Source organism: Streptomyces sp. NPDC004542 (assembly GCF_040610035.1).
Classification (GTDB): Bacteria; Actinomycetota; Actinomycetes; order Streptomycetales; family Streptomycetaceae; genus Streptomyces.
The window spans coordinates 1-18,825 of record NZ_JBEXLP010000043.1 but is presented as its reverse complement, the minus strand read 5'-3'; the positions used below and the strand labels follow the sequence as shown (position 1 = coordinate 18,825).

General features: G+C 72.7%; 24 protein-coding genes and 2 pseudogenes. 10 read left to right on the top strand and 16 right to left on the bottom strand.

Features of this window, described 5'->3' with window-relative positions; all coding sequences use genetic code 11:
- Positions 1-23 precede the first annotated feature (23 nt).
- The 3 genes from ABZX30_RS22970 to ABZX30_RS22960 all read left to right on the top strand — a co-directional run bounded on the left by ABZX30_RS22970 (position 24) and on the right by ABZX30_RS22960 (position 2,287).
- On the top strand, positions 24-995 hold the full coding sequence (locus ABZX30_RS22970; RefSeq protein ID WP_355936192.1) for an LLM class F420-dependent oxidoreductase: 972 nt from the start codon (positions 24-26) through the stop codon (positions 993-995).
- A 104-nt stretch (positions 996-1,099) separates the two neighbouring features.
- Positions 1,100-1,525 carry an SsgA family sporulation/cell division regulator gene (locus tag ABZX30_RS22965; RefSeq protein WP_355936189.1) on the top strand — a complete coding sequence of 142 codons (426 nt, stop codon included), beginning with the start codon at positions 1,100-1,102 and terminating at the stop codon, positions 1,523-1,525.
- A 108-nt stretch (positions 1,526-1,633) separates the two neighbouring features.
- On the top strand, positions 1,634-2,287 hold the full coding sequence (locus ABZX30_RS22960; protein ID WP_355936186.1) for a DUF2238 domain-containing protein: 654 nt from the start codon (positions 1,634-1,636) through the stop codon (positions 2,285-2,287).
- Here ABZX30_RS22960 and ABZX30_RS22955 read toward each other — a convergent pair.
- The 5 genes and pseudogenes from ABZX30_RS22955 to ABZX30_RS22935 all read right to left on the bottom strand — a co-directional run bounded on the left by ABZX30_RS22955 (position 2,272) and on the right by ABZX30_RS22935 (position 7,417).
- Positions 2,272-2,769, bottom strand: coding sequence for a DUF6328 family protein (locus ABZX30_RS22955; protein WP_355936185.1), 498 nt, complete (start codon positions 2,767-2,769; stop codon positions 2,272-2,274). The genes ABZX30_RS22960 and ABZX30_RS22955 overlap by 16 nt on opposite strands.
- 207 nt (positions 2,770-2,976) lie before the next feature.
- Positions 2,977-3,960, bottom strand: a complete 984-nt coding sequence (locus tag ABZX30_RS22950) for an aldo/keto reductase (protein WP_355936279.1) — start codon at positions 3,958-3,960, stop codon at positions 2,977-2,979.
- Between the two features lie 108 nt (positions 3,961-4,068).
- Positions 4,069-4,650 (bottom strand): annotated as a pseudogene (locus tag ABZX30_RS22945) (TetR family transcriptional regulator); the annotation flags it as partial.
- Positions 4,647-6,116: an MFS transporter gene (locus ABZX30_RS22940; protein WP_355936183.1), complete on the bottom strand. Its 1,470-nt coding sequence runs from the start codon at positions 6,114-6,116 to the stop codon at positions 4,647-4,649. The gene ABZX30_RS22940 and the pseudogene ABZX30_RS22945, both read right to left, overlap by 4 nt.
- A gap of 86 nt (positions 6,117-6,202) precedes the next feature.
- The gene (locus ABZX30_RS22935) at positions 6,203-7,417 is read right to left on the bottom strand and encodes an FAD-dependent monooxygenase (RefSeq protein ID WP_355936181.1); all 1,215 of its coding nucleotides are present in this window, start codon (positions 7,415-7,417) and stop codon (positions 6,203-6,205) included.
- Positions 7,418-7,656: 239 nt separating this feature from the next.
- Here ABZX30_RS22935 and ABZX30_RS22930 point away from each other — a divergent pair.
- A pseudogene (locus ABZX30_RS22930) lies at positions 7,657-7,800 on the top strand (tyrosinase family protein); the annotation flags it as partial.
- 13 nt (positions 7,801-7,813) lie between these two features.
- Here ABZX30_RS22930 and ABZX30_RS22925 read toward each other — a convergent pair.
- The 3 genes from ABZX30_RS22925 to ABZX30_RS22915 form a co-directional block, all read right to left on the bottom strand.
- Positions 7,814-8,509: a ribonuclease H gene (locus tag ABZX30_RS22925; protein ID WP_355936178.1), complete on the bottom strand. Its 696-nt coding sequence runs from the start codon at positions 8,507-8,509 to the stop codon at positions 7,814-7,816.
- Positions 8,510-8,833: 324 nt separating this feature from the next.
- The gene (locus ABZX30_RS22920; protein ID WP_355936176.1) at positions 8,834-9,316 is read right to left on the bottom strand and encodes a VOC family protein; all 483 of its coding nucleotides are present in this window, start codon (positions 9,314-9,316) and stop codon (positions 8,834-8,836) included.
- A gap of 122 nt (positions 9,317-9,438) precedes the next feature.
- On the bottom strand, positions 9,439-9,801 hold the full coding sequence (locus ABZX30_RS22915) for a helix-turn-helix transcriptional regulator (protein WP_355936174.1): 363 nt from the start codon (positions 9,799-9,801) through the stop codon (positions 9,439-9,441).
- A gap of 216 nt (positions 9,802-10,017) precedes the next feature.
- Here ABZX30_RS22915 and ABZX30_RS22910 point away from each other — a divergent pair, with 216 nt between their 5' ends.
- On the top strand, positions 10,018-10,905 hold the full coding sequence (locus tag ABZX30_RS22910) for an RNA polymerase sigma factor SigF (RefSeq protein WP_355936276.1): 888 nt from the start codon (positions 10,018-10,020) through the stop codon (positions 10,903-10,905).
- Between the two features lie 7 nt (positions 10,906-10,912).
- Here ABZX30_RS22910 and ABZX30_RS22905 read toward each other — a convergent pair whose 3' ends face one another.
- Entirely contained in the window at positions 10,913-11,371 is a 459-nt protein-coding gene (locus ABZX30_RS22905; RefSeq protein WP_355936172.1) for an ATP-binding protein, read from the bottom strand.
- Between the two features lie 194 nt (positions 11,372-11,565).
- Here ABZX30_RS22905 and ABZX30_RS22900 point away from each other — a divergent pair, with 194 nt between their 5' ends.
- The 3 genes from ABZX30_RS22900 to ABZX30_RS22890 are packed head-to-tail and all read left to right on the top strand — an operon-like array spanning position 11,566 to position 12,820.
- Positions 11,566-11,709 carry a hypothetical protein gene (locus ABZX30_RS22900; protein ID WP_355936170.1) on the top strand — a complete coding sequence of 48 codons (144 nt, stop codon included), beginning with the start codon at positions 11,566-11,568 and terminating at the stop codon, positions 11,707-11,709.
- On the top strand, positions 11,709-12,395 hold the full coding sequence (locus tag ABZX30_RS22895; RefSeq protein ID WP_355936167.1) for a PRC-barrel domain-containing protein: 687 nt from the start codon (positions 11,709-11,711) through the stop codon (positions 12,393-12,395). The genes ABZX30_RS22900 and ABZX30_RS22895 overlap by 1 nt, the downstream gene beginning before the upstream one ends.
- A complete protein-coding gene (locus tag ABZX30_RS22890) occupies positions 12,392-12,820 on the top strand; it encodes a PRC-barrel domain-containing protein (protein WP_355936165.1) in 429 nt (142 codons plus the stop codon). The genes ABZX30_RS22895 and ABZX30_RS22890 overlap by 4 nt, the downstream gene beginning before the upstream one ends.
- A 50-nt stretch (positions 12,821-12,870) precedes the next feature.
- Here ABZX30_RS22890 and ABZX30_RS22885 read toward each other — a convergent pair whose 3' ends face one another.
- Complete coding sequence (locus ABZX30_RS22885; RefSeq protein WP_355936274.1) at positions 12,871-13,281, bottom strand: hypothetical protein; 411 nt, start codon at positions 13,279-13,281, stop codon at positions 12,871-12,873.
- Between the two features lie 333 nt (positions 13,282-13,614).
- Between ABZX30_RS22885 and ABZX30_RS22880 the strand changes: the two genes are divergently transcribed.
- Positions 13,615-13,998: a nuclear transport factor 2 family protein gene (locus tag ABZX30_RS22880; protein WP_355936162.1), complete on the top strand. Its 384-nt coding sequence runs from the start codon at positions 13,615-13,617 to the stop codon at positions 13,996-13,998.
- A 45-nt stretch (positions 13,999-14,043) separates the two neighbouring features.
- On the opposite strand, the gene ABZX30_RS22875 is transcribed toward ABZX30_RS22880, so the two are convergent.
- The 4 genes from ABZX30_RS22875 to ABZX30_RS22860 all read right to left on the bottom strand — a co-directional run bounded on the left by ABZX30_RS22875 (position 14,044) and on the right by ABZX30_RS22860 (position 17,257).
- On the bottom strand, positions 14,044-15,438 hold the full coding sequence (locus ABZX30_RS22875; protein ID WP_355936160.1) for a hypothetical protein: 1,395 nt from the start codon (positions 15,436-15,438) through the stop codon (positions 14,044-14,046).
- A gap of 156 nt (positions 15,439-15,594) precedes the next feature.
- Positions 15,595-16,041 carry a hypothetical protein gene (locus tag ABZX30_RS22870; protein WP_355936158.1) on the bottom strand — a complete coding sequence of 149 codons (447 nt, stop codon included), beginning with the start codon at positions 16,039-16,041 and terminating at the stop codon, positions 15,595-15,597.
- A 36-nt stretch (positions 16,042-16,077) separates the two neighbouring features.
- Positions 16,078-16,539 (bottom strand): SHOCT domain-containing protein, encoded by a 462-nt coding sequence (locus ABZX30_RS22865; RefSeq protein ID WP_355936157.1) that lies wholly within the window; start codon positions 16,537-16,539, stop codon positions 16,078-16,080.
- Positions 16,540-16,615: 76 nt separating this feature from the next.
- Entirely contained in the window at positions 16,616-17,257 is a 642-nt protein-coding gene (locus ABZX30_RS22860) for a DUF308 domain-containing protein (protein ID WP_355936155.1), read from the bottom strand.
- 199 nt (positions 17,258-17,456) lie between these two features.
- On the opposite strand from ABZX30_RS22860, the gene ABZX30_RS22855 reads away from it, so the two are divergent.
- On the top strand, positions 17,457-18,098 hold the full coding sequence (locus ABZX30_RS22855; RefSeq protein ID WP_355936152.1) for a potassium channel family protein: 642 nt from the start codon (positions 17,457-17,459) through the stop codon (positions 18,096-18,098).
- Positions 18,099-18,270: 172 nt separating this feature from the next.
- On the opposite strand, the gene ABZX30_RS22850 is transcribed toward ABZX30_RS22855, so the two are convergent.
- A complete protein-coding gene (locus ABZX30_RS22850; protein WP_355936272.1) occupies positions 18,271-18,468 on the bottom strand; it encodes a hypothetical protein in 198 nt (65 codons plus the stop codon).
- Between the two features lie 118 nt (positions 18,469-18,586).
- Positions 18,587-18,825: helix-turn-helix transcriptional regulator (locus ABZX30_RS22845; protein ID WP_355936150.1), on the bottom strand; the 239-nt coding region annotated here is incomplete at its 5' end.

Below are 18,825 nucleotides of genomic sequence, written 5' to 3'. Positions count from 1 at the left end.
CCCAGGCCGGGGACCCGATACCCATGGTGCACATCGGATACACGATGATGACCGAGCAGGCCGGCCCGCGTGACCTCGTCGACCATCTGGTCCGCGCCGAGGAGGCCGGTTTCGACTTCTCGGTGACCTCGGACCACTACTTCCCCTGGCTGCGCTCCCAGGGCCACTCCCCCTACGCGTGGAGCGTCCTCGGCGCCGCTGCCCAGGCCACGTCGCGCATTCCGCTGATGACCTACGTGACATGCCCGACCATGCGCTACCACCCGGCGATCGTGGCGCAGAAGGCGGCGACGATGCAGCTGCTGTCCGAGGGCCGCTTCCGGCTCGGACTCGGCGCCGGGGAGAACCTCAACGAGCACGTCGTGGGCGGCGGCTGGCCGCCGGTCGACGTGCGGCACGAGATGCTCGAGGAGGCTGTGGAGATCATCCGCGCGCTCTTCGGAGGAGGTCACGTCACCCACCACGGCAGGCACTTCGACGTGGACTCGGCCCGGCTGTGGGACCTGCCGGACCAGCCGCCGCAGATCGGCATAGCCGTCTCCGGCGAGCAGTCCTGCAAGCTCGCCGGCCACCACGCCGACCTGGTCATCGCCACCGAGCCGAAGGCGGGCCTGCTGGAGGCCTTCGACCGGCACGGCGGCAGCGGCAAGCCGCGGGTGGGGCAGCTGCCGGTCTGCTACGACCCCGACCGGGACGCCGCGGTCGAGCGGGCGCACTCCCAGTTCCGCTGGTTCGGCAGCGGCTGGAAGGTCAACGCCGAACTGCCGCACCCGCACTCCTTCGAGGCGGCGACCCAGTTCGTGACGCCCGACGACGTCGCCGCGTCGATCCCGTGCGGCGACGACCCGGACGACTTCGTGAAGGCCGTGCTGCCGTACGCCGAGGCCGGATACACCGAGATCGCCCTGGTGCAGATCGGCGGCGACTCGCAGCCGGCGTACCTGGACTGGTCCGCGAAGACGCTGCTGCCGGCCCTGCGGGACGCCCTCGGCTGACCGGCAGTGAGGGCAATCACGGACAATCACCGGGACGACTGAGCATCTTGCGCGCCTGAGGGGTACTAGAGGGTCCTACGCCCGATCGTCCCGGAGGCCCTGGAGTGACTCCCTTCGTGCACAAGACCCTCGTCGTACAGCTCCAGGCGGGCGGTACGGAGCGCTGTCCCGTGCTCGCGCACCTGACGTACGACGCCGAGGACCCGCTCGCCGTCACGGCGGTGTTCGCCCACGACGGGCGGGTGCTCGCCCGGTGGCGGCTGGACCGGGAGATGCTCGGGGACGGGCTGGACAGGCCGGTGGGCGTCGGGGACGTTCGGTTCAGGCCGGTGGCCACCGGACGGTGGCACGAACTCAGGATGGACTTCTTCGGTGACGCGCGGCCCGACGGCGGCCGCCACCGGGCCGTGGTGTACGCCTGGGCGCCCGCCGTCGCCGCCTTCCTGCGGGAGACCTGGGAAGCCGTGCCGCCGGGCCGGGAAGAGGTCCGGGTCGACGACTTCCTGGCGGAGATCCTCGCCACGGGCTGAACCCGAGTGCGACGGCGGCCGAGCGCACCACGGCGGTTGAGTAGCCGTACTCATGCCCGTGCCGCGCTGACCGGCCACGATGGGGGCTCCCCCGACAAGGAGCCCGCCATGACCGCGCTGCACCCCGTGTCCCGCCGCGCCCCGCGCCTGACGTCCCCCGCTCTGTTCGCCGCCGTGGTGGTCGCGGGCATGGCCCTGTCCGCCTGGGGAGCGCGCGACCGCGCGACCTGGTTCCTGGAGACGGTGTGGGTGCTGATCGGGCTGCCGCTGCTGGTGCTGACCCGGCGGCGCTTCCCGCTGACCGGCCTGCTGTGCGGGCTGCTCGCCGCGCACGCGCTGGTGCTGGCGGTGGGCGGGCACTACACCTACGCGCAGGTGCCCCTCGGTGACTGGGTCCGCGACACCTTCGGCCTGGAGCGCAACCCGTACGACCGGTTCGGCCACCTCATGCAGGGCTTCGTCCCGGCGGTGCTGGTACGAGAGCTGCTCAGCCGCACCTCACCGCTGCGCGGCAGCCGGTGGCTGGCGCCGCTGACCGTGTGCGCCTGCCTCGCCTTCAGCGCGGTGTTCGAGCTGCTGGAGTGGCTGGCGGCCGAGATCGGCGGACACGGTGCGGACGCCTTCCTCGCCACCCAGGGCGACGTGTGGGACACCCAGTGGGACATGTTCTGCGCCCTGATCGGCGCCACCGTGTCGGTGCTGCTGCTCAGCCGGGTGCACGACCGGCAGCTGGCGGCGCTGGAGGCTCAGCGGGAGGTGTGACGGTGCCGCGCCCACAGTGGCAGCCCGTACCAGCACAGCAGGTACCACACGACGACCGGCACGACCAGGTACGGCACGTACTCGTCGTGCGTGGCCACCCGCAGGATGAGCAGCAGCGACGAGGTCATGGTGATCAGCAGCAGCACCAGTCCGATGAAGGTCAGCCGGGACGCGAGCCGCACGGCCTGCGGCTTCACCCGGCGACCGACGACCAGCCGGTGCAGGGACACCGGACCGATCAGGGCGCCGGTGGCACACGAGCCCAGGCACACGGTCACGATGTAGATCAGCCGGTCCGTCTCGCCGAGTTGGGCGTACTTGGGCGTGAAGACGACGGTGAGCAGGAAGCCGAAGAGGATCTGCACACCGGTCTGGGCGACGCGGACCTCCTGGATCAGCTCGCCCCACTTCCGGTCGGCCCGCTCCTCCTCGGTCTCGTCGCGCCCACGGCGCCGCCCGTCGCCCCCTCCGGTGCCCGTCACGCTTCCTCCTGTCGCCGGGACTGCAGATGCTCCCGCACCGCGAGTTCCCCGAAACGGCCGAAACGTTCCTGTCCAACGCGCCGAGCGCCACGCGCCGGCCGTCAGCGGGCGGGAGGAGCGCGCCTCACCGCCGGCCGCGACGCCGGGCCGGCCCGGCCTCCTGGCCGCTGCCGCGCCGGGCCGCCGCCACAAGGCCGGGCCCGCGGTTCACCAGCGGCCCTCGACCTGGTCCTTGATCCGGCGCTCGTACAGGTCCCGGATCGCGGTGAGCGTCTCCGCCGACGGCGCGGGGAGCTTGGCCGCGGCCGCGTTGGCGCGGGCCTGTTCCGGGGTGCGGGCGCCGGGGATGACCGTGGTGACGCCCGGCTGTTCGATGATCCAGCGCAGGGCCAGCTGGGCCGGGGTGTAGTCGTCGGGCGCCAGCGCGGCGAACTCGGCGGCCGCCTCGACGCCGGTGACGAAGTCGACGCCGGAGAAGGTCTCGCCCTGGTCGAAGGCCTCGCCGTGCCGGTTGAAGGTGCGGTGGTCGTTGGCCGCGAAGACCGTGTCCTTGGTGTACTTGCCGGACAGCAGCCCCGAGGCGAGCGGCACCCGGGCGATGATGCCGACGCCTGCTTCCCGCGCGGCCGGGAGCACCTCGCGCAGCGGCTTCATGCGGAAGGGGTTGAGGATGATCTGGACGCTCGCCACGTTCGGGCGGGCGATCGCGGTCAGCGCCTCGGCGCAGGTCTCCACGCTCACGCCGTACGCGGCGATCCGCTCCTCCACCACCAGGGTGTCCAGCGCGTCGAACACCTCGTCGGAGGAGTACACCGGGGTGGGCGGGCAGTGCAGCTGCACCAGGTCGATGCGGTCGACGCCGAGGTTGCGCCGGGAGCGGTCGTTCCAGGCGCGGAAGTTGTCCAGGACGTAGTTCTGCGGGATCTGCTCGACCCGGCGGCCCATCTTCGTGGCCACCAGCACGTGCAGGTCCGGCCTGCCGCTGAGGAAGGCGGCGACGGTCTGCTCGCTGCGCCCGTCACCGTAGACGTCGGCGGTGTCGAAGAAGGTCACCCCCGACTCGGCCGCCGCCTCCAGTACGGCGAGGGCCTCCTTGTCGTCCACGTCGCCCCAGTCGGCGCCCAGCTGCCATGTGCCGAGGCCCACGACCGAGGCCCACTGCCCCGACCTGCCTATTACGCGTTCGTCCATGCCGCCCAGTCTGTCATCCGGCGCCGTGCCGCGCGGAGCGGGCCGCTCCGGGCCGGCGCCCCGGCCCGGTCGACGCGGTTGCGGACCGGCCGTCCCCTCGGGGTGCCCCGGGGTCAACTGCGCCTGCACCATGGCCCCGTACCGCTGCGTGAGGTCCTCCACGTCGGCGGCGCGCACCTGGGGGCCGCGGGCGATGCCGTACATCACGCCGAGCCCCAGGAGGCAGGAGACGGCCAGCTCGGCCCGCAGGGGTGCGTCGGGCCCGGGGAGGCGCTCGGCGAGGCGTTCGCTGACCTGGGTGCGGAAATTGGCCCGCAGGACGTCCCCGCGGTCGCAGTGCAGGGGGGCGAAGGCGATGCGCAGCAGCGGGTCGGCACCGCGTTCGCGCTGGCTGTCCAGGAGGTGGCGGACCATGTGCCGACCGAGTCGCTCCAGCGGGGCGTCCAGCAGGGCCGAGGCGTCGGTCTCGAAGGACATGACGCGGGCGAAGAGGGCGTCCTTGGTGCCGAAGTACTTCACGATCAGGGGCGGGCTGACACCGGCGCGTTCGGCGACGGCCCTGAGCGTGATGTCGGCGTGCGCGTGCCGGGCGAGGAGGTAGCGGGCGGCACGGAGGATGGCCGCCTTGGTCGACTCGGCGTCCCGGCGGGCGGGGGCGGGGCCGGACGGGCCGCTCGCGGCCGCCGTCACGCCTCCTCCATCGCCTCGTCGCGGGCGCCCAGGGCCTTGCCCGTGCCGGTCCGGGCGCCGTCGGCGGCCGGTGCGTCGCCGGGTATGGACAGCGCCGCGGCACAGGCCGCGAGGGCGACGGCGCCGGCCATGGCGAACGCCAGCAGGTAGCCGTGCAGCGTGGGCACCGGGATGCCGCCGACCGGGCTGCTGTGGTGCACGAGGACGGCGGCGACGGCCGCGCTGGAGGCGGCCTGGCCGATGGTGCGCATCAGGACGTTGACACCGTTGGCGGAGGCGGTCTGCCCGGCCGGGACGGCGCGCAGGATCAGGGTGGGCAGCGCGGAGTAGGCGAGGGTGGTGCCGGTGGCGACGACCGTGGCGCCCAGGATGATCAGCCACAGGTCGCGGCTGTCGGCGATGCGCACGGCGTAACCGCAGGCGATGACGGCGGCACCGAGGGCGAGCGTGACCCTTGGTCCGCGTGCCGCCGAGATACGGGCGGACACCGGTGAGAACAGCAGCATGGTGACGCCGCCGGGCAACAGGCACAGACCGGTGGCGACGATCGACAGCTCCAGCCCGTATCCGGTGGCCTTGGGGGCCTGCACCAGCTGGGCCGTGACCAGGGAGTTTGCATAGAAGGCGAAGCCGGTCAGCAGGGCGGCGACGTGCGAGAGGCCGACCCGTGGCCGGGTCACCAGCCGCAGGTCGACCAGTGGCCGCTCGGCGCGTAGCTGCTGCCACCACCACAGCGCCAGGACGACGACGGTGGTGGTGAACAGCCCGCTGATCCGTGGACTCCCCCAGCCCCACTGCCCGCCCTCGGAGACCGCGAGCAGCAGGCAGACCAGCCCGGCGGCCAGCCCGAGCGCGCCGAGGACGTCGAACCGGCCCGGTTCCCGCACCGGCGACTCCTTCACCGCCCACCACACGGCCGTCACGCCGAGCGCACCGAGGGCGCTGGTCACCCAGAACATGGTGTGCCAGTCGGCGTACTGCACGACCAGCGCGGCGAGCGGCAGCCCCAGAGCGGCGCCGATGCCGACGGTGGAGCTCATCAGCGCGACGGCGGAACCCCGCCTCTCGGGCGGCAGTTCGTCGCGGAGGATGCTGATCGACAGCGGTACGACGGAGGCGGCGGCGCCCTGCAGCGCGCGGGCGGCGATGAGGACCCTGATGTCGGAGGACAGGGCGCACAGCACCGAGCCGGCGGTCATCAGCACGAGGGACGCCGTCAGCACCCGGCGCTTGCCGTACATGTCGCCGGCCCGGCCGAGCACCGGGGTGAGGACGGCGCCGGAGAGCAGGGTCGCCGTGACCATCCAGGAGACGGTGGCCGCCGACGCGCCGGTCAGCCGGGGCAGGTCGGGCAGCAGGGGTACGACGACGGTCTGCATGACCGCCATGAGGATGCCGCCCGAGGCCAGCACCGGGATGGTGAGGCGGTCCCGGAGGGGGCGGGCTGTCGGGCCGGGCTGGTCCATCGGTGCTCCTGCGGGGCGGCGCGGACTACGAGGTGAATGTCTGTTCACCCTAGCGAGTGAATGGGCATTCACCAACCCGTGCGCCTCTATGCCCGGGCGGCCGAGGAACGCGCGTACAGCGCCCCGGCGGCCTTCGGCCCGAGCCACCGCTTGACGCGCCGCAGCACCTCCAACCGCCCGACAGCACGGTCGAGCTTGTAGTACAGCTGCGGCGGCACGTGGTGCAGCAGGGGCGAGTGCCGCTGGCCGAGCAGGGCGAACATCTGGTGCGGGGGCAGGTCGATGTAGCGGGTCAGGTCCTCGTACCACTGGGCGCTGTAGCGGGCGGCGCTCTGCACCGGCAGCAGTTCCGTCCGGCGTTGCCGCTCGTAGCCGGCCAGGGCCTCGGGGCGTCTGCCGTACTCGCGCAGGACGTCCGCCAGGCAGATCGCGTCCTCCAGGGCGAGAGTGGTGCCCGCGCCGACGGAGTAGTGGGTGGTGTGGGCGGCGTCGCCGAGCAGGACGAGGTTGCGGCGGTACCAGGTGCGGTTGGTGAGGGTGCGGAAGGTCAGCCACTGGGCGCTGCCGTCGGCGGCGGAGCGGCCGATCAGCGGGTGGCCGTCGAGGATGCCGGCGAAGAGCTTCTCCAGCAGCGCCAGGGCGTCGGCCTCGTTCGCCCGGTCCAGGCCGAGACCGGTGAAGGTCTCGGGGGAGCACTCGACGACGCAGGTGCTGTGGGTGTCGCTGTAGCGGTGGCCGTGGCACCAGATCCAGCCGTGCTCGGTCTCGGCGAAGGCGAAGGTGAGGGCGTCGAAGACCTGGGTGGTGCCCAGCCAGAGGTAGCGGTTGCGGCCGGAGGTGACCCGTGTGCCGAAGTGGTCGCGGTAGCGGTCGCGCAGCGCGCTGTGCTCGCCGTCGGCCACCACGACCAGGTCGGCGCCCGGGGGTACGGCGGTGACCTCGCTCTCGTAGGCCAGCCGTACGCCCAGCGAGCGGGCGCGGTGGGCGAGGAGTTCGAGGAGCCGGTGCCGGCCGATGCCGAAGCCCTCGTCACCGCCGTGCCGGGTGGTCAGGTCCCGGATCTGGGCGGCACCGCCGCGCCAGCGCACCGAGTGCCGCTCGATGGCGAGTGCCGACACGGGGTCGTGCGCGTGCAGTTGGTCGAGCAGCCCACGCCAGTACCGCACGCCCCAGCCGTAGGTCGCGCCCTCGGGGTCGCGCTCGTGGACGGTGATGTCGTGGGACGGGTTCTGGAGCTTGAGCAGGATGGCGATGTACAGGCCGGCCGGCCCGCCTCCGACGCATGTGACTCTCACTGACATACCCCCAGAAAGCTACCCAAAGCGGTCGATTGGCACCGCAGGGTAACAAAGACCGGATGGTACGACCGGGCTTACGGATCGCGTCAGCTTGCGGCGGTGAGCCGCGCCACTCGGACGGAGGGCTGCCGCGAAAGATCACCGGAAATGCCGTCGCCAGAAGAAGGAATTGCCCCTTCCGCCCCGCGGCCGGCGCCCGCACGGCAAGATCATCTTTGTTCCATTCCGTACGGCATGTTGCCCGGCGCCGGCACCCGGACGCCGGGTACGTGCCGGGCGGCGGGACGCCGGACGTGGTGGACCTGAACGAGACGATGAAGCCGTGGAACGACCTGCGTCCGTCGGACCTGCTGGACCACACGGCGTTCTACGGCTTCGACAGCTGAGCGGGGTTCGCGCTCAGGCCTCGACGGCCGTACGGCACTCCGGGTGGCCCCAGCCCTGCGGGTTCTTGGCGATGGACTCGCCGGCCGCGTAGGAGCGGCCGCACGCGCAGCGGCCGGGGAACTTCGCCTTGATGGTGCGGGAGGACGAGCCGCCGCCGGTGCTCCGGGGTGCCTTCCGGCGCGGTGCCCCGGTCGCCGGGACGCCGGGCGAGGGCGGCGGCTCCGGGGAGCCGAGTTCGCTGCCCGCCGCGCGCTGCGCGGTCGCGGCCTGGCTGGCGGCGCGGTCGGCGAAGTCGTTCAGCGGATCACCGTCGACCTGGTGGGCGGGCACGTAGCGGAACTCGACCGAGCGGCCGTCGAGCAGCTCGTCGATGCGGACCACGAGGTCCTGGTTGGCGACGGGCTTGCCGGCGGCCGTCTTCCAGCCCTTGCGCTTCCAGCCGGGCAGCCAGGTGGTGACGGCCTTCATCGCGTACTGGGAGTCCATCCGGACCTCCAGCGGCACGTCCGGGTCGGTGGCCGCCAGCAGGCGTTCCAGGGCGGTGAGTTCGGCGACGTTGTTGGTGGCGGTGCCGAGCGGTCCGGCCTCCCAGCGGGCCGCGCTCCCGGCGTCGTCGGAGATCACCCACGCCCAGCCCGCCGGACCGGGGTTTCCCTTCGAAGCCCCGTCGCACGCGGCCACCACTCGTTCACGCATGGCCCCGATCATGCCACGCCCGCGCGGGGCGCCCGGACCGCCCCGGGGGACGCCCGTGGTCCCCGGCGTCCCGCCCCGCCCGGACCGCGCGCCGAACCGGCCCGGACGCCGGAGACCGGGAGGAGAGGGCGGCCTTTGAAACCGCCGCTGAAACCGCCGCGCGGGCCACGGCCGGGCCGGCGCACCCGCGCCGCGTCCTGCCACGTGGTGATCACCGGCTGCCGCGACGACGGAACTCCCGGTACCCGATCGCCGGGATCCTGGCCGGGTGACGGCCGGCCGGCCACGGGGCGGCCGGCCGTCGGTCACTCCTCTTCACTCCGCCTTCGCTCCCTTTCACTCCCCCGCATAAGCCTTCTCCAGTCCGGCGGCGTCGAGCTTGCCCATGGACATCATGGCCCGGGTGGCGCGGGCCGCCCGCTCCTGGTCGGCGTCGCCGATCATGTCGATCAGCCGGTCGTAGACGACCTGCCAGGAGACGCCGTACCTGTCCTTGAGCCAGCCGCAGGAGCCGCCCTCGCCGCCGTTCTCGGTGAGCCTGTCCCAGTAGTGGTCGATCTCCTCCTGGTCCGAGCACATGATCTGGAAGGAGACGGCCTCGTCGAACGTGAAGTGGGGACCGCCGTTGAGCGCGACGAACTTCTGGCCGTTGGCCGTGAACTCGACGGTCAGCACGGAGCCGGCCGGGCCCGGAGCAGCCTCGTTGCAGCGGGTGATCCGGCCGATGCCGGAGTCCTCGAAGACGGAGACGTAGAAGCGGGCGGCCTCCTCGGCCTGGCCGTCGAACCAGAGACACGTGGTGAATCCGTCGGTGGTCATGAGCACCTCCTGAGGTGTGGAACGCGGTCACCGGTGTCGACCTGTCCGCGCCGCGAAACTCATCGGCCGGCCGTCGGCCGGTCCGGACGGCCGGAGCGGCGCGCGTCCCCGGACGAGGCCCGTCAGGCGGCCAGGCACAGCCCCCGGTACGGCGTGCGGGAGGCCTGGCGGGTCCGGCTCGTCCGGCGGGTGAGCTCGTGCTGGGCCAGCGACAGCAGGTCGCCCAGCCCCAGGCCGAGGGCGTGGGCGGCGGCCGCGAGGACCTCGGAGGAGGCCTCCTTGCGGCCGCGCTCGATCTCCGAGAGGTACGGCAGGGAGATCCGCGCGGCGTCGGCGACGTCCTTGAGCGTGCGTTCCTGGGCCAGGCGCTCCCGGCGGAGCACGTCCCCGACCAGATCCCGCCAGAGGGGTTCCCCGGGCTCCGGGGCCGGCTTGCCGGGGTACGGACGGACGGCTCGGGTCTGGTGGGGCGCTTGATCGGTCACCCGGTCAGCCTAGATGTCACCGGCGTCCGCGACCGCGGATTTCCGCCACGACGGCGCACGGCGCGCATGCGTCGCGTCACTCGGGGTACCCGCACGGTGGGACGTGCATGGCTGAGCGTTTTCCGGGTACCCGCGGATGCGCAAGTGCCGGGAGAGGCATCCGGAACACCTAGCCGAAGAGGCAGACGTCGAACCGTGACTTTCGTGGGAGAGGCAATGAACACCGCCGGGATCCGGTCGCAAGCAGTGGTCGCGGACAGGACCGCCGAGGACAGGACGGACGAGGGATCACTGCCCGGCATCGTGGACCCGAGCACGATCGCTCCGCGTGACGCACGCGAGCTGTCCCGCCAGTTCTTCCGGCGTCTGACCGAGCTGGAGGAGGGTACGCACGAGTACCAGTACGCGCGCAACACCCTGATCGAGATGAACATGTCGCTGGTGCGGTTCGCGGCGGGACGGTTCCGCAACCGCGGTGACGACATGGAGGACATCGTCCAGACCGGGATGATCGGTCTCATCAAGGCCATCGACCGGTTCGAACTGGCGCGCGAGGTGGAGTTCACCTCGTTCGCGCTGCCGTACATCGTGGGCGAGATCAAGCGGTTCTTCCGGGACACCACGTGGGCGGTGCACGTCCCCCGGCGACTGCAGGAGCTGCGGGTCGAGCTGGCCAAGGCGCGCGAGGAACTCTCCAGCCGGCTGGACCGCGATCCGACGGTCGGCGAGCTCGCCACCCTGATGAACCTCACCGAGAAAGAGGTCGTCGAGGCGCAGCTGGCGTCCAACGGGTACAACTCCGCGTCGCTGGACGCCGCGCTCACCGGTGACGGGGCCGAGGACGGCGAGGCGGTGCTCGCCGACTTCATCGGCGTCGAGGAGGAAGGGCTGCGGCTGGTGGAGGACTTCCAGTCCCTCGCCCCGCTGATGGCCGAGCTCAGCGAACGGGACCGGCAGATCATCCACATGAGGTTCGTGGAGGAGGCCACCCAGGCGGAGATCGGCGAACGTCTCGGCTGCTCCCAGATGCACGTCTCACGCCTGATCAAGCGGATCATCACCCGGCTGAGGCAGGGCATGCTGGGCGAGCTGGGCTGCGCCTGACCCGCTCTCACGGCCCGGTGGGCAGATTCACCAGGGCACGCACCTTCTTGCCGACGGGCACGCGTTCGGCCGTGACCTCCGCGGCCAGCGCGTGCACGATCTCCAGGCCGTGCCGGCCGACCCGCTGGGGGTCGCGCGGAAAGCGCCGGGGCAGGGCGACGCTGCTGTCGTAGACGGACACCGAGACGGCCGCGTCCGTGCCCTCCAGCTCCAGGATGTACGGCCCGTTGCTGTGCCGGTCGGCGTTGGTGACCAACTCGCTGACCACAAGGAGCAGTTCGCCGTCGGCGCGCGCGTCGATGCGGGCGCACCACTCGGTCCTCAGCTGGTCGAGGAACTGCGCGGCGAAGGAGCGTGCCTCGGCGATGCTTCCCGGTTCACCGGTGAAGTGCGCCGCCCGTCGCAGCGGTTCCACGGGCACGTCGAAACCACTCGGTATCACTGCCCCGTCCACGTGGTCGGTCATGCGTTTCTCTTTCGGAATCCGGCCCGGCCGGTCACTACTGCACCACACTGCACCCCTTCTCGTACCCCGGCAGAGGCCGCGCAGTCCAGCCGGGCCGTTCGCCCACCGCGCACAGGGGGCATCAGCGCGCCGGTCCGGGGCACTCGAACGGGTGGCCCGGCGAGGACGGCCGGGACGACAGCCGGAGGTGGACGGTGGTCTGGTGGATGTGGCTGGTCGTGGTGGTGGCCGCGGTGGCGGTCGCGTCGCTGTTGACGCTGGGCGTCCAGGCCGGCCGACGGTCGGGGACGGTGATCGCGGTGCGGCGCGGGCGCCGGCACGACGGACGGAGCCTGTGATGGCCGGGCACCTGCTGTCCGGCCCGGGACGGGTGGGCTCGGAGCTGATGGCGGCGCGCAGTCTCTCGACCCTGCCGGTGGTCACGCTCGCGGGCGACGCGGTCGCGCAGATCAAGGACACCGTCTTCGACGCCCCGGCCGGGCGCGTCACGGGCTTCACCCTGAGTGGCCGGGGTCTGCTCTCCGGCCCGCTCAAGCAGAGCCTGCCCTGGTCGGGCGTGCACTCCCTGGGGCATCACGCGGTCATGATCCGTGATCCAGGCGTCCTGACCGAGGCGGCCGCCGTCGTCGTCCGCCGGGAGGCGGTCAAGGGGCGGGTGCTGGGCGCGAAGGTGCTGACCGACGCGGGGACGGAGGTCGGCAAGGTGCTCGACGTGGTCGTGGAGGGCGGTACCAGCGGCCGGGTCGTCGGCTTCCGGATCGCGGCGAGCAGGTCCCTGGCCACGGGGGCGTCCGGCTCGAGCCGTCGTCGGCGCAGGCTGTACGTCCCGCGCGGGGAGACCCTGGCCGTCTCCGGCCATGCCCTGGTCGTCCCCGCGGGCGCGACGCTGTTCGTCGCCGAGGACCTCCCGAGCTTCGTCGGTCAGGTGCAGGCCTTCCACGCCCGCGGCGACGCGGACGGTCACTCGCCGGAGCCATCGGAGCCTCCGAATCCGGCGGACCCGCCGAAGGGACCGCTGTCATGATGCTGTACTCGCAGGTGCGGGGGCTGCCCGTGGTGACCCTCGCGGAGGCGGCCGAGATCGGTGTCGTCAAGGCCCTGACGGTGGACGCCGCCGCGCGGGCGGTCACGCATGTCCGCGTCGGCGCGCGGCGCGGCCGGGGGAACACCGTGCTGCCCTGGGAGGCGCTGCACGCGGTGGGCCCCGACGCGGTACTGGTCCGCCAGGATCCGGCGGCGGACACCACCGCGCCCCCGGCGCCGCCGCACCACGAGGCCCTGCGCCACCGGATCCTCACGGAGACGGGCGACGAGCGCGGCACCGTTCAGGACCTCGCCTTCGACCCCGCCACCGGCCACGTGGAGACGGTGTACACGGCGCTCGGCACGATCCCGGCCGACCGCCTGCTGGGCCTGGGCGACTACGCCCTGGTCGTCCGCGCCGGCTGAGCCGCGGGCCCGCACCGCGTGCGCACGGGGTGCGGGGCGGGGGTCACGGGTCAGGCGACGGGGACGACGAGTGCCGGGAGGGTGCGCTGCATGCGCAGGGCGTCGACGGACTCCGCGAGCAGTTCGTACTCCGTGGTGTCGTCGCTCGCCGCGATCCGCACCAGTCGGCCGTCGGCCAGTTCGTCGGCGACGAGTTCCTGTCGGTCCTCGTCGGCACACCAGGACCGCAGCACGCCGGGCACGTCGGTGACGGTGTCCGCGACGGGTACGAGGGCGTTCGGCGGGTAGGGGCCGCGGTCCGGCTGCGGGTCGAGCCGCTCGGCGATCCACAGGGCCCGGTCCCGCAGCCACCACAGGGCCAGCGCCAGCGTGGGCGCCCGGTAGGTGCCGAGCGGTACGCCGATGCGCCGCCCGTCGCACCAGCCGTACGCCGTGACATGGCACAGGAATTCGTCGTGCACGATCCACTCCCCCGTCGCGTCGCTCTGCTGCCGGCCGGATACCCGCTTTCCGTGCGGCTCCTGTGCGGTGAAGTGCCCCTGATGTTCGAGTATCGCCACTACTGACACACTGTCACCATTACTTTCCAGCCAGTCTCCTGACATATTCCGCCGATGCTCTTGGCCGGAATCCGCCCAAGCGTGCGCCCCCGCTCTCCCGTTCGCGCGGCCGCCCTTACCCCAGGGGTAATCGACCCGCCCCGGCGCCCGCGGGCAGGGTGGTCACACCGGTTCGACGCACCGGGGAACCGGTTCCCGACCAGCACGCGCGACCTCGATGGAGGCTGATCCACCATGTCCGTGAACACCGACCGTTACCAGAACGCCGCCGACCGCTACTTCGAGGCCTGGAACGCCACCGAGCCGGAGGCCCTGGCGAAGGCGGTCGCCGCGGCCTGGACGGCCGACGGCTCCTACACCGACCCGCTGGCCGACGTCAGCGGGCACGAGCGGATCGCCGCCGTGATCGCCGGGGCGCACGAGCAGTTCCCCGGCTTCGTCTTCCGCCCGCTGGGGGCCGTGGACGGGCACCACGACACCGCCCGCTTCGCCTGGGAGCTGGTGAACGAGGCCGACGGCTCGGCGCCCGTGGCGGGCTTCGACGTGGTCACGCTGGACGCGGAGGGCCGGATGAGGTCGGTGCTCGGCTTCCTGGACCGGGTGCCGGCCGGGGCGTGACGCGGCAGGGCGGAGAACATCCGGCGCGGCTCGGGACGGGCGGGCTCACCCGGTCGTCCCGGGCCGGGGGGCCGTCCCGGGCCGGGGCGGCGGGGGCTTGGGCGGGCCGGGCGTCCGCCGCTCCAACGCGGCGAGTCCGGGGCCCGGCGCGAGGAACTCGCGTACGCCGAACAGCGCGAGGACCACGACGGCGAACCAGAACACCACCATGCCGGTCGGACGGTCCCAGAACACGAACACGATCGAGGCTCCGACGAGGACGACGATCCCGATCCACCTCTTCCAGCGCCGGACGAACGGCTCCACCGGCCCGGCCCGGAAACCCGCGTGCTCGGCCACCTGACGGACGCCGCCGACCCCTGTCGAGCACGCGGCCCGGGTCGTCCTCGCGGCCCGGGAGGGCCCGGCGAAGAACGCGCCGAGCGCGACCAGCACCGCCAGCACTCCCACCGCGCGCACGGCCTTCCGCAGGAAGTACACCAGGGCGTCGTACACGGAGCCCGCCGCGCCCGGGGAGACGTCCGACGGCAACTGGTTGAGGAAGTACGTACGGAAGACCGTGAGCGCGACGCCGAGCACCACCATGGCCGCGGCGATCCCCAGCGCGGCGCCGATCAGCGCGTGTCTGCGGTTGCAGGCGGCGTAGACGCCCCCGGCCGCGACCAGCACCGTGACCACCGGGAGCCAGTTGCCGAGGACCTGCAGCAGCCGCAGGTAGAGCTGGAGCTCCCGCAGTTTCGGCGAGGCGTACACCGTGAACTGCGTGTGCACCGCCGGGATGTTCGCGGCCGGCGCCAGGCCCGCGTCCACCAGTTGCTTCTTGACCTGGTCGATGACGGGCGCCAGGTCGATGGTGACCCGGTCGCCGGAGAGCTGGACCGCACCGCCGCCCTCCCCGGTCAGGGCCTTGACCATCGCGTTGTGCGCCAGGGTGATCGCGTCGGTCCACGCCTTCGCGAAGGCCTCGCTCGAGACCACCCGGTCCGCGGCCGCGCCGATGAGACTCTTCACGCCGTCGTCGATGGGCCCGCTCAGCAGGCCGACCAGCTGGGAGACACGGGGCGGGACGCCGGGCTGGGCCGCCGCCTTCGACAACTCGTCGACCAGGGCCGGCACGTCGATCTTCTGCACCACGACGTCGGTGACCCGGCGGGAGACCGCCTGCTGCACGTCGGGGTCGCTCGCCAGGGGACCCATGGTGGCGACGAACTGGTCGGTGTCGCTGATCTGGTCCCGTGCCCAGACGGCCGTCACGGCCAGGATCGACAGGATCGACGCCAGGACGACGAGCAGCACCGATCCGGTGGTACGCAGGGGATGCCGGTGCCGGGCCGCCGGACCGACGGTCGCCGACTCCAGCTGGGCGACCCGCCGGCGCAGCTCGTCCAGCTCGCCTTCGCCCGGCTTGCCCGGCTCACTCGCGGCGTCCTGTGGCGGCATGGAGCACTCCCGTCCTCGTCGGCGGAGCGCACCCGGCCGGGGCCGCCGCCCGTCGTCGGCCCCACCAGAAAACAAGGCCGCCGGGACGCGGGCCAGCCAAGGGCGCCCGACCGGGTGTCCGCCGGCCGGGGGCCCAGGCCGCGCGCCCCGGCCGCCTCACACCCCGCCCCGCGGGCGGCCGAACACGTCGGGCGCGGCCTCGCGCCGCACCACGCACAGGGCCCAGATGATGAACGCCGACATCGCGATCATGACGACCGACCACACCGGGTAGTACGGCAGCGAAAGGAAGCTGGCGATGATGATCAGCGCCGCGATGGTCACGCCGCCGATGCGCGCCCACAGCGCGGCCTGGAACAGCCCCAGGCTGACGATCACCGCGACCGCGCCCAGGATCAGATGGACCCAGCCCCAGCCGGTCAGATCGAACCGGAACACGTAGCTGGGCGTCGCGACGAAGACGTCGTCCTGGGCGATCCCCATGATGCCCCGGAAGATGTCCAGCACCCCGGCGATCATGAGCATGACGGCTCCGAAGATCGTCAGGCCGCCGGCCCACTGCTGCTTCGCGGTCGTCTCGGGCGCGCTGTGTGACGCGGTCATACCACTACCTCGTTTCGTTGCCCTTGGGTGTGTCCGTCAGCGGGGGGACGCGGTGGTACCCGGCTGGTCCGCCGGGCCGCGGCCACTGAGGACGAGCTCCTTCGCACGGCGGAACTCGTCGTCCGTGATGTCGCCCCGGGCCCGGATCTCGGACAGCCGGGCGAGTTCGTCGGCGCTGCTGCGAGGGCTCGCGGCGCCCGCCGTCTCGCGGACGTAGGCGTCGAAGGCCTCCTGCTGCGCACGCGCCTGCGCCATCTCCCTGCGGCCCATGTCCTTGCCGCGCGCGATGAGGTAGACGAACACGCCCAGGAAGGGCAGGCAGACCACGAACAGCAGCCAGCCGGCCTTGCCCCAGCCGCTCATCTCGTCGTCACGGAAGATGTCGACGATGACCCGGAACAGCAGGACGAACCACAGGACCCACAGGAAGAACCAGAGCATCGTCCAGAAGGCGCTCAGCAGCGGATAGTCGTACGCGAGGTACATCTGCGCGCTCATGTCACTCCTCCGTCCTGGGCGTGCGCCCAGCCGTTCCATGCCGTTCTCAGCGTGCCCACGCCGGGAACGGCGCGCCTCACCCGGCGCGGGTGAGCGTCGGCCTGCGCAGAGCGGACCGCCAGGCGAAGGCGACCCCGGCCTCGGCCAGACCGAGCAGTACGAGCCACAGGCCGAGCAGCCGGGTCAGCGCGCGAGCCGACTCGGTCGGCAGGGCGAGCACCACGACCCCCGCGACGACGGCGAGGACGGCCCCCGCCAGCACGGCCCCGCGGTGCGGCAGGTCCCTGGCGGCCAGGGCCGTGTAGAGGGTGAGGATGCCGGAGGCGAGCCAGACGATGCCGACGATCACCGACAGAGCGGTGATCGTCTGCAGCGGGTTGCGCAGGCACAGCACCCCGGCCAGGACGTACAGCACGGACACCGCCAGCCCCGGGAGCCGTTCCCCGTGCCCCTGGCGGCCGAACACCGCCACGAACCGGAACGCCCCGAGCACCAGCAGGTACAGGCCCATGAGGACCGCCAGGACGTGCAGGGTCTCGGCCGGCCAGACCAGCACCAGCAGGCCCGGCACGAACGTCGCGACCGCCGAGGCGAGGATCCAGGTCCAGGAACGGCCGAGCCTGCCCAGGACGTCCTCGGGGCCTTCCGCGGGCGGAGCCGCCCCGCCGGGCATGCCTTCCGGTCCACCGGTCGCCGCGGGATCACGCGATGCGGTCATGGCTCCTCCTCGCGCGATCGGTCGCGGCGCTCGTGGACCGCCGACGGGGCGGTGTGGGGGGACCTCACCCGGCCAGCGTCCCGCGCGTCCGCCGCCGCCGGATCACCCGCGGTGGGTGATCCGCTCCCGTCGGCACGGCGCTGCAGTGGAGTGCGGCGGGAGGGTCCCGCCACGGCGGAACGAGGAGAAGAAGCAGCGGATGAGCGATCCCCCGGCCGCCCGGCCGGACGACTCCGGGGCCGGGCAGAACCGACGCCCCCGGGCCCGGTGGCGCCGTTCCCGGGGCTGGACGGCAGGCGTTGTCACGGTGCGTGTCCTGATCACCGTCACCGTCCTCGTGATCGCCTACTACAACCTGCCCCTGGAGGAGCACAACACCGCCGGCGCCCTGACGCTGCTCGTGGGCGGCCTGCTGGGGGTCCTGCTGGTGTTCGCCTGGCAGGCGTGGGCCATCGTGCGCTCGCCCCATCCGCGACTGAAGGCCATGGAGGCCCTGGCCGTCACGGTGGCGTTGTTCCTGGTGGTCTTCGCGGACGCGTACTACCTGATGGAGCGCGCCACACCCGCCACCTTCACCCAGCCGCTGACCAGGACGGACTCCCTGTACTTCACCCTGACCACGTTCAGCACCGTCGGGTTCGGCGACATCACCCCCTACTCCGAGACGGGGCGCGTGGTGGCGATGCTTCAGATGGCCGGCGGTCTACTGCTCCTGGGCGGCGCGGTCCGGGTGCTCTCGGGCGCGGTGAGGGTGGGGTTGCGGCGGCAGCGGCGCGGCCCGCCGGCCGGGCCGGACCGCGGTACCGGCTCCACGGCGCCGGACCGGAAAGCCGGGCCGTGACCGGTCCGCCCCGGGGCCGAAGCGGCCCGGCCCGGTCGGCGTGCTCGCTTCGACCGGCCGCTCCCCTGCCTGTCCGCGCGGCAGCGACGGCCTCGGCCGGGCAATCGCCGGCTTCGGCCGGGCCCACGCATGTCCCGCCCCCCTGCCACTGCCCTCCCGCTGCCCTCCCGGGTCACTCCGGCAGCTGCCGCATCTCCACCACCCGCAGCCCCAGGGACTGGCAGCGCGCGAGCAGCCCGTACAGGTGGGCCTCGTCGAGAACGGGGCCGAACAGGACGGTCTGCCCGGACATGACCACGTGGTCCAGCTCCGGGAAGGCCTTGGCCAGCGTCTCCGACAAATGGCCGTCGACGCGGATCTCGTAGCGCATCGGCAGTACTCCCACGGCGACCCGCGGACCGGCGGACCGCACCCTCACCGGCGATCCTCCGCTTCGGTGCCCGGCCGGGCCTCACCCGGCACAGGTGACCCGGCACCTCGCGCGAAAGTCACAGCAGCCGGAGGTCGCGGGCGCGGCGCACGGCGTCGCCGCGCCGGTTCACCGCCAGTTTCCGGTAGGCGCTCTTGAGATGGGTCTTCACCGTGTTCACCGACACGTGCAGGTCGGCGGCGATCTCCTCGGTGGACAGCAGGCGGGCGGCCCGCTCCAGCACGTCGCGCTCGCGCCCGCTCAGATCCTCCACGACGAGCGGCGCGGGCTCCGCCCGGGAGGCGCGCGGCCCGCCCG

What these genes read in the sequence shown, in the direction of transcription:
- ABZX30_RS22970 (WP_355936192.1), top strand. Translation starts at nt 24, where the DNA reads ATGGTGCACATCGGATACACGATGATGACCGAGCAGGCCGGCCCGCGT.
- ABZX30_RS22960 (WP_355936186.1), top strand. Translation starts at nt 1,634, where the DNA reads ATGACCGCGCTGCACCCCGTGTCCCGCCGCGCCCCGCGCCTGACGTCC.
- ABZX30_RS22950 (WP_355936279.1), bottom strand. Translation starts at nt 3,960, where the DNA reads ATGGACGAACGCGTAATAGGCAGGTCGGGGCAGTGGGCCTCGGTCGTG.
- ABZX30_RS22940 (WP_355936183.1), bottom strand. Translation starts at nt 6,116, where the DNA reads ATGGACCAGCCCGGCCCGACAGCCCGCCCCCTCCGGGACCGCCTCACC.
- ABZX30_RS22935 (WP_355936181.1), bottom strand. Translation starts at nt 7,417, where the DNA reads ATGTCAGTGAGAGTCACATGCGTCGGAGGCGGGCCGGCCGGCCTGTAC.
- ABZX30_RS22925 (WP_355936178.1), bottom strand. Translation starts at nt 8,509, where the DNA reads ATGATCGGGGCCATGCGTGAACGAGTGGTGGCCGCGTGCGACGGGGCT.
- ABZX30_RS22920 (WP_355936176.1), bottom strand. Translation starts at nt 9,316, where the DNA reads ATGACCACCGACGGATTCACCACGTGTCTCTGGTTCGACGGCCAGGCC.
- ABZX30_RS22910 (WP_355936276.1), top strand. Translation starts at nt 10,018, where the DNA reads ATGAACACCGCCGGGATCCGGTCGCAAGCAGTGGTCGCGGACAGGACC.
- ABZX30_RS22905 (WP_355936172.1), bottom strand. Translation starts at nt 11,371, where the DNA reads ATGACCGACCACGTGGACGGGGCAGTGATACCGAGTGGTTTCGACGTG.
- ABZX30_RS22895 (WP_355936167.1), top strand. Translation starts at nt 11,709, where the DNA reads ATGGCCGGGCACCTGCTGTCCGGCCCGGGACGGGTGGGCTCGGAGCTG.
- ABZX30_RS22890 (WP_355936165.1), top strand. Translation starts at nt 12,392, where the DNA reads ATGATGCTGTACTCGCAGGTGCGGGGGCTGCCCGTGGTGACCCTCGCG.
- ABZX30_RS22880 (WP_355936162.1), top strand. Translation starts at nt 13,615, where the DNA reads ATGTCCGTGAACACCGACCGTTACCAGAACGCCGCCGACCGCTACTTC.
- ABZX30_RS22875 (WP_355936160.1), bottom strand. Translation starts at nt 15,438, where the DNA reads ATGCCGCCACAGGACGCCGCGAGTGAGCCGGGCAAGCCGGGCGAAGGC.
- ABZX30_RS22870 (WP_355936158.1), bottom strand. Translation starts at nt 16,041, where the DNA reads ATGACCGCGTCACACAGCGCGCCCGAGACGACCGCGAAGCAGCAGTGG.
- ABZX30_RS22865 (WP_355936157.1), bottom strand. Translation starts at nt 16,539, where the DNA reads ATGAGCGCGCAGATGTACCTCGCGTACGACTATCCGCTGCTGAGCGCC.
- ABZX30_RS22860 (WP_355936155.1), bottom strand. Translation starts at nt 17,257, where the DNA reads ATGACCGCATCGCGTGATCCCGCGGCGACCGGTGGACCGGAAGGCATG.
- ABZX30_RS22855 (WP_355936152.1), top strand. Translation starts at nt 17,457, where the DNA reads ATGAGCGATCCCCCGGCCGCCCGGCCGGACGACTCCGGGGCCGGGCAG.
- ABZX30_RS22850 (WP_355936272.1), bottom strand. Translation starts at nt 18,468, where the DNA reads ATGCGCTACGAGATCCGCGTCGACGGCCATTTGTCGGAGACGCTGGCC.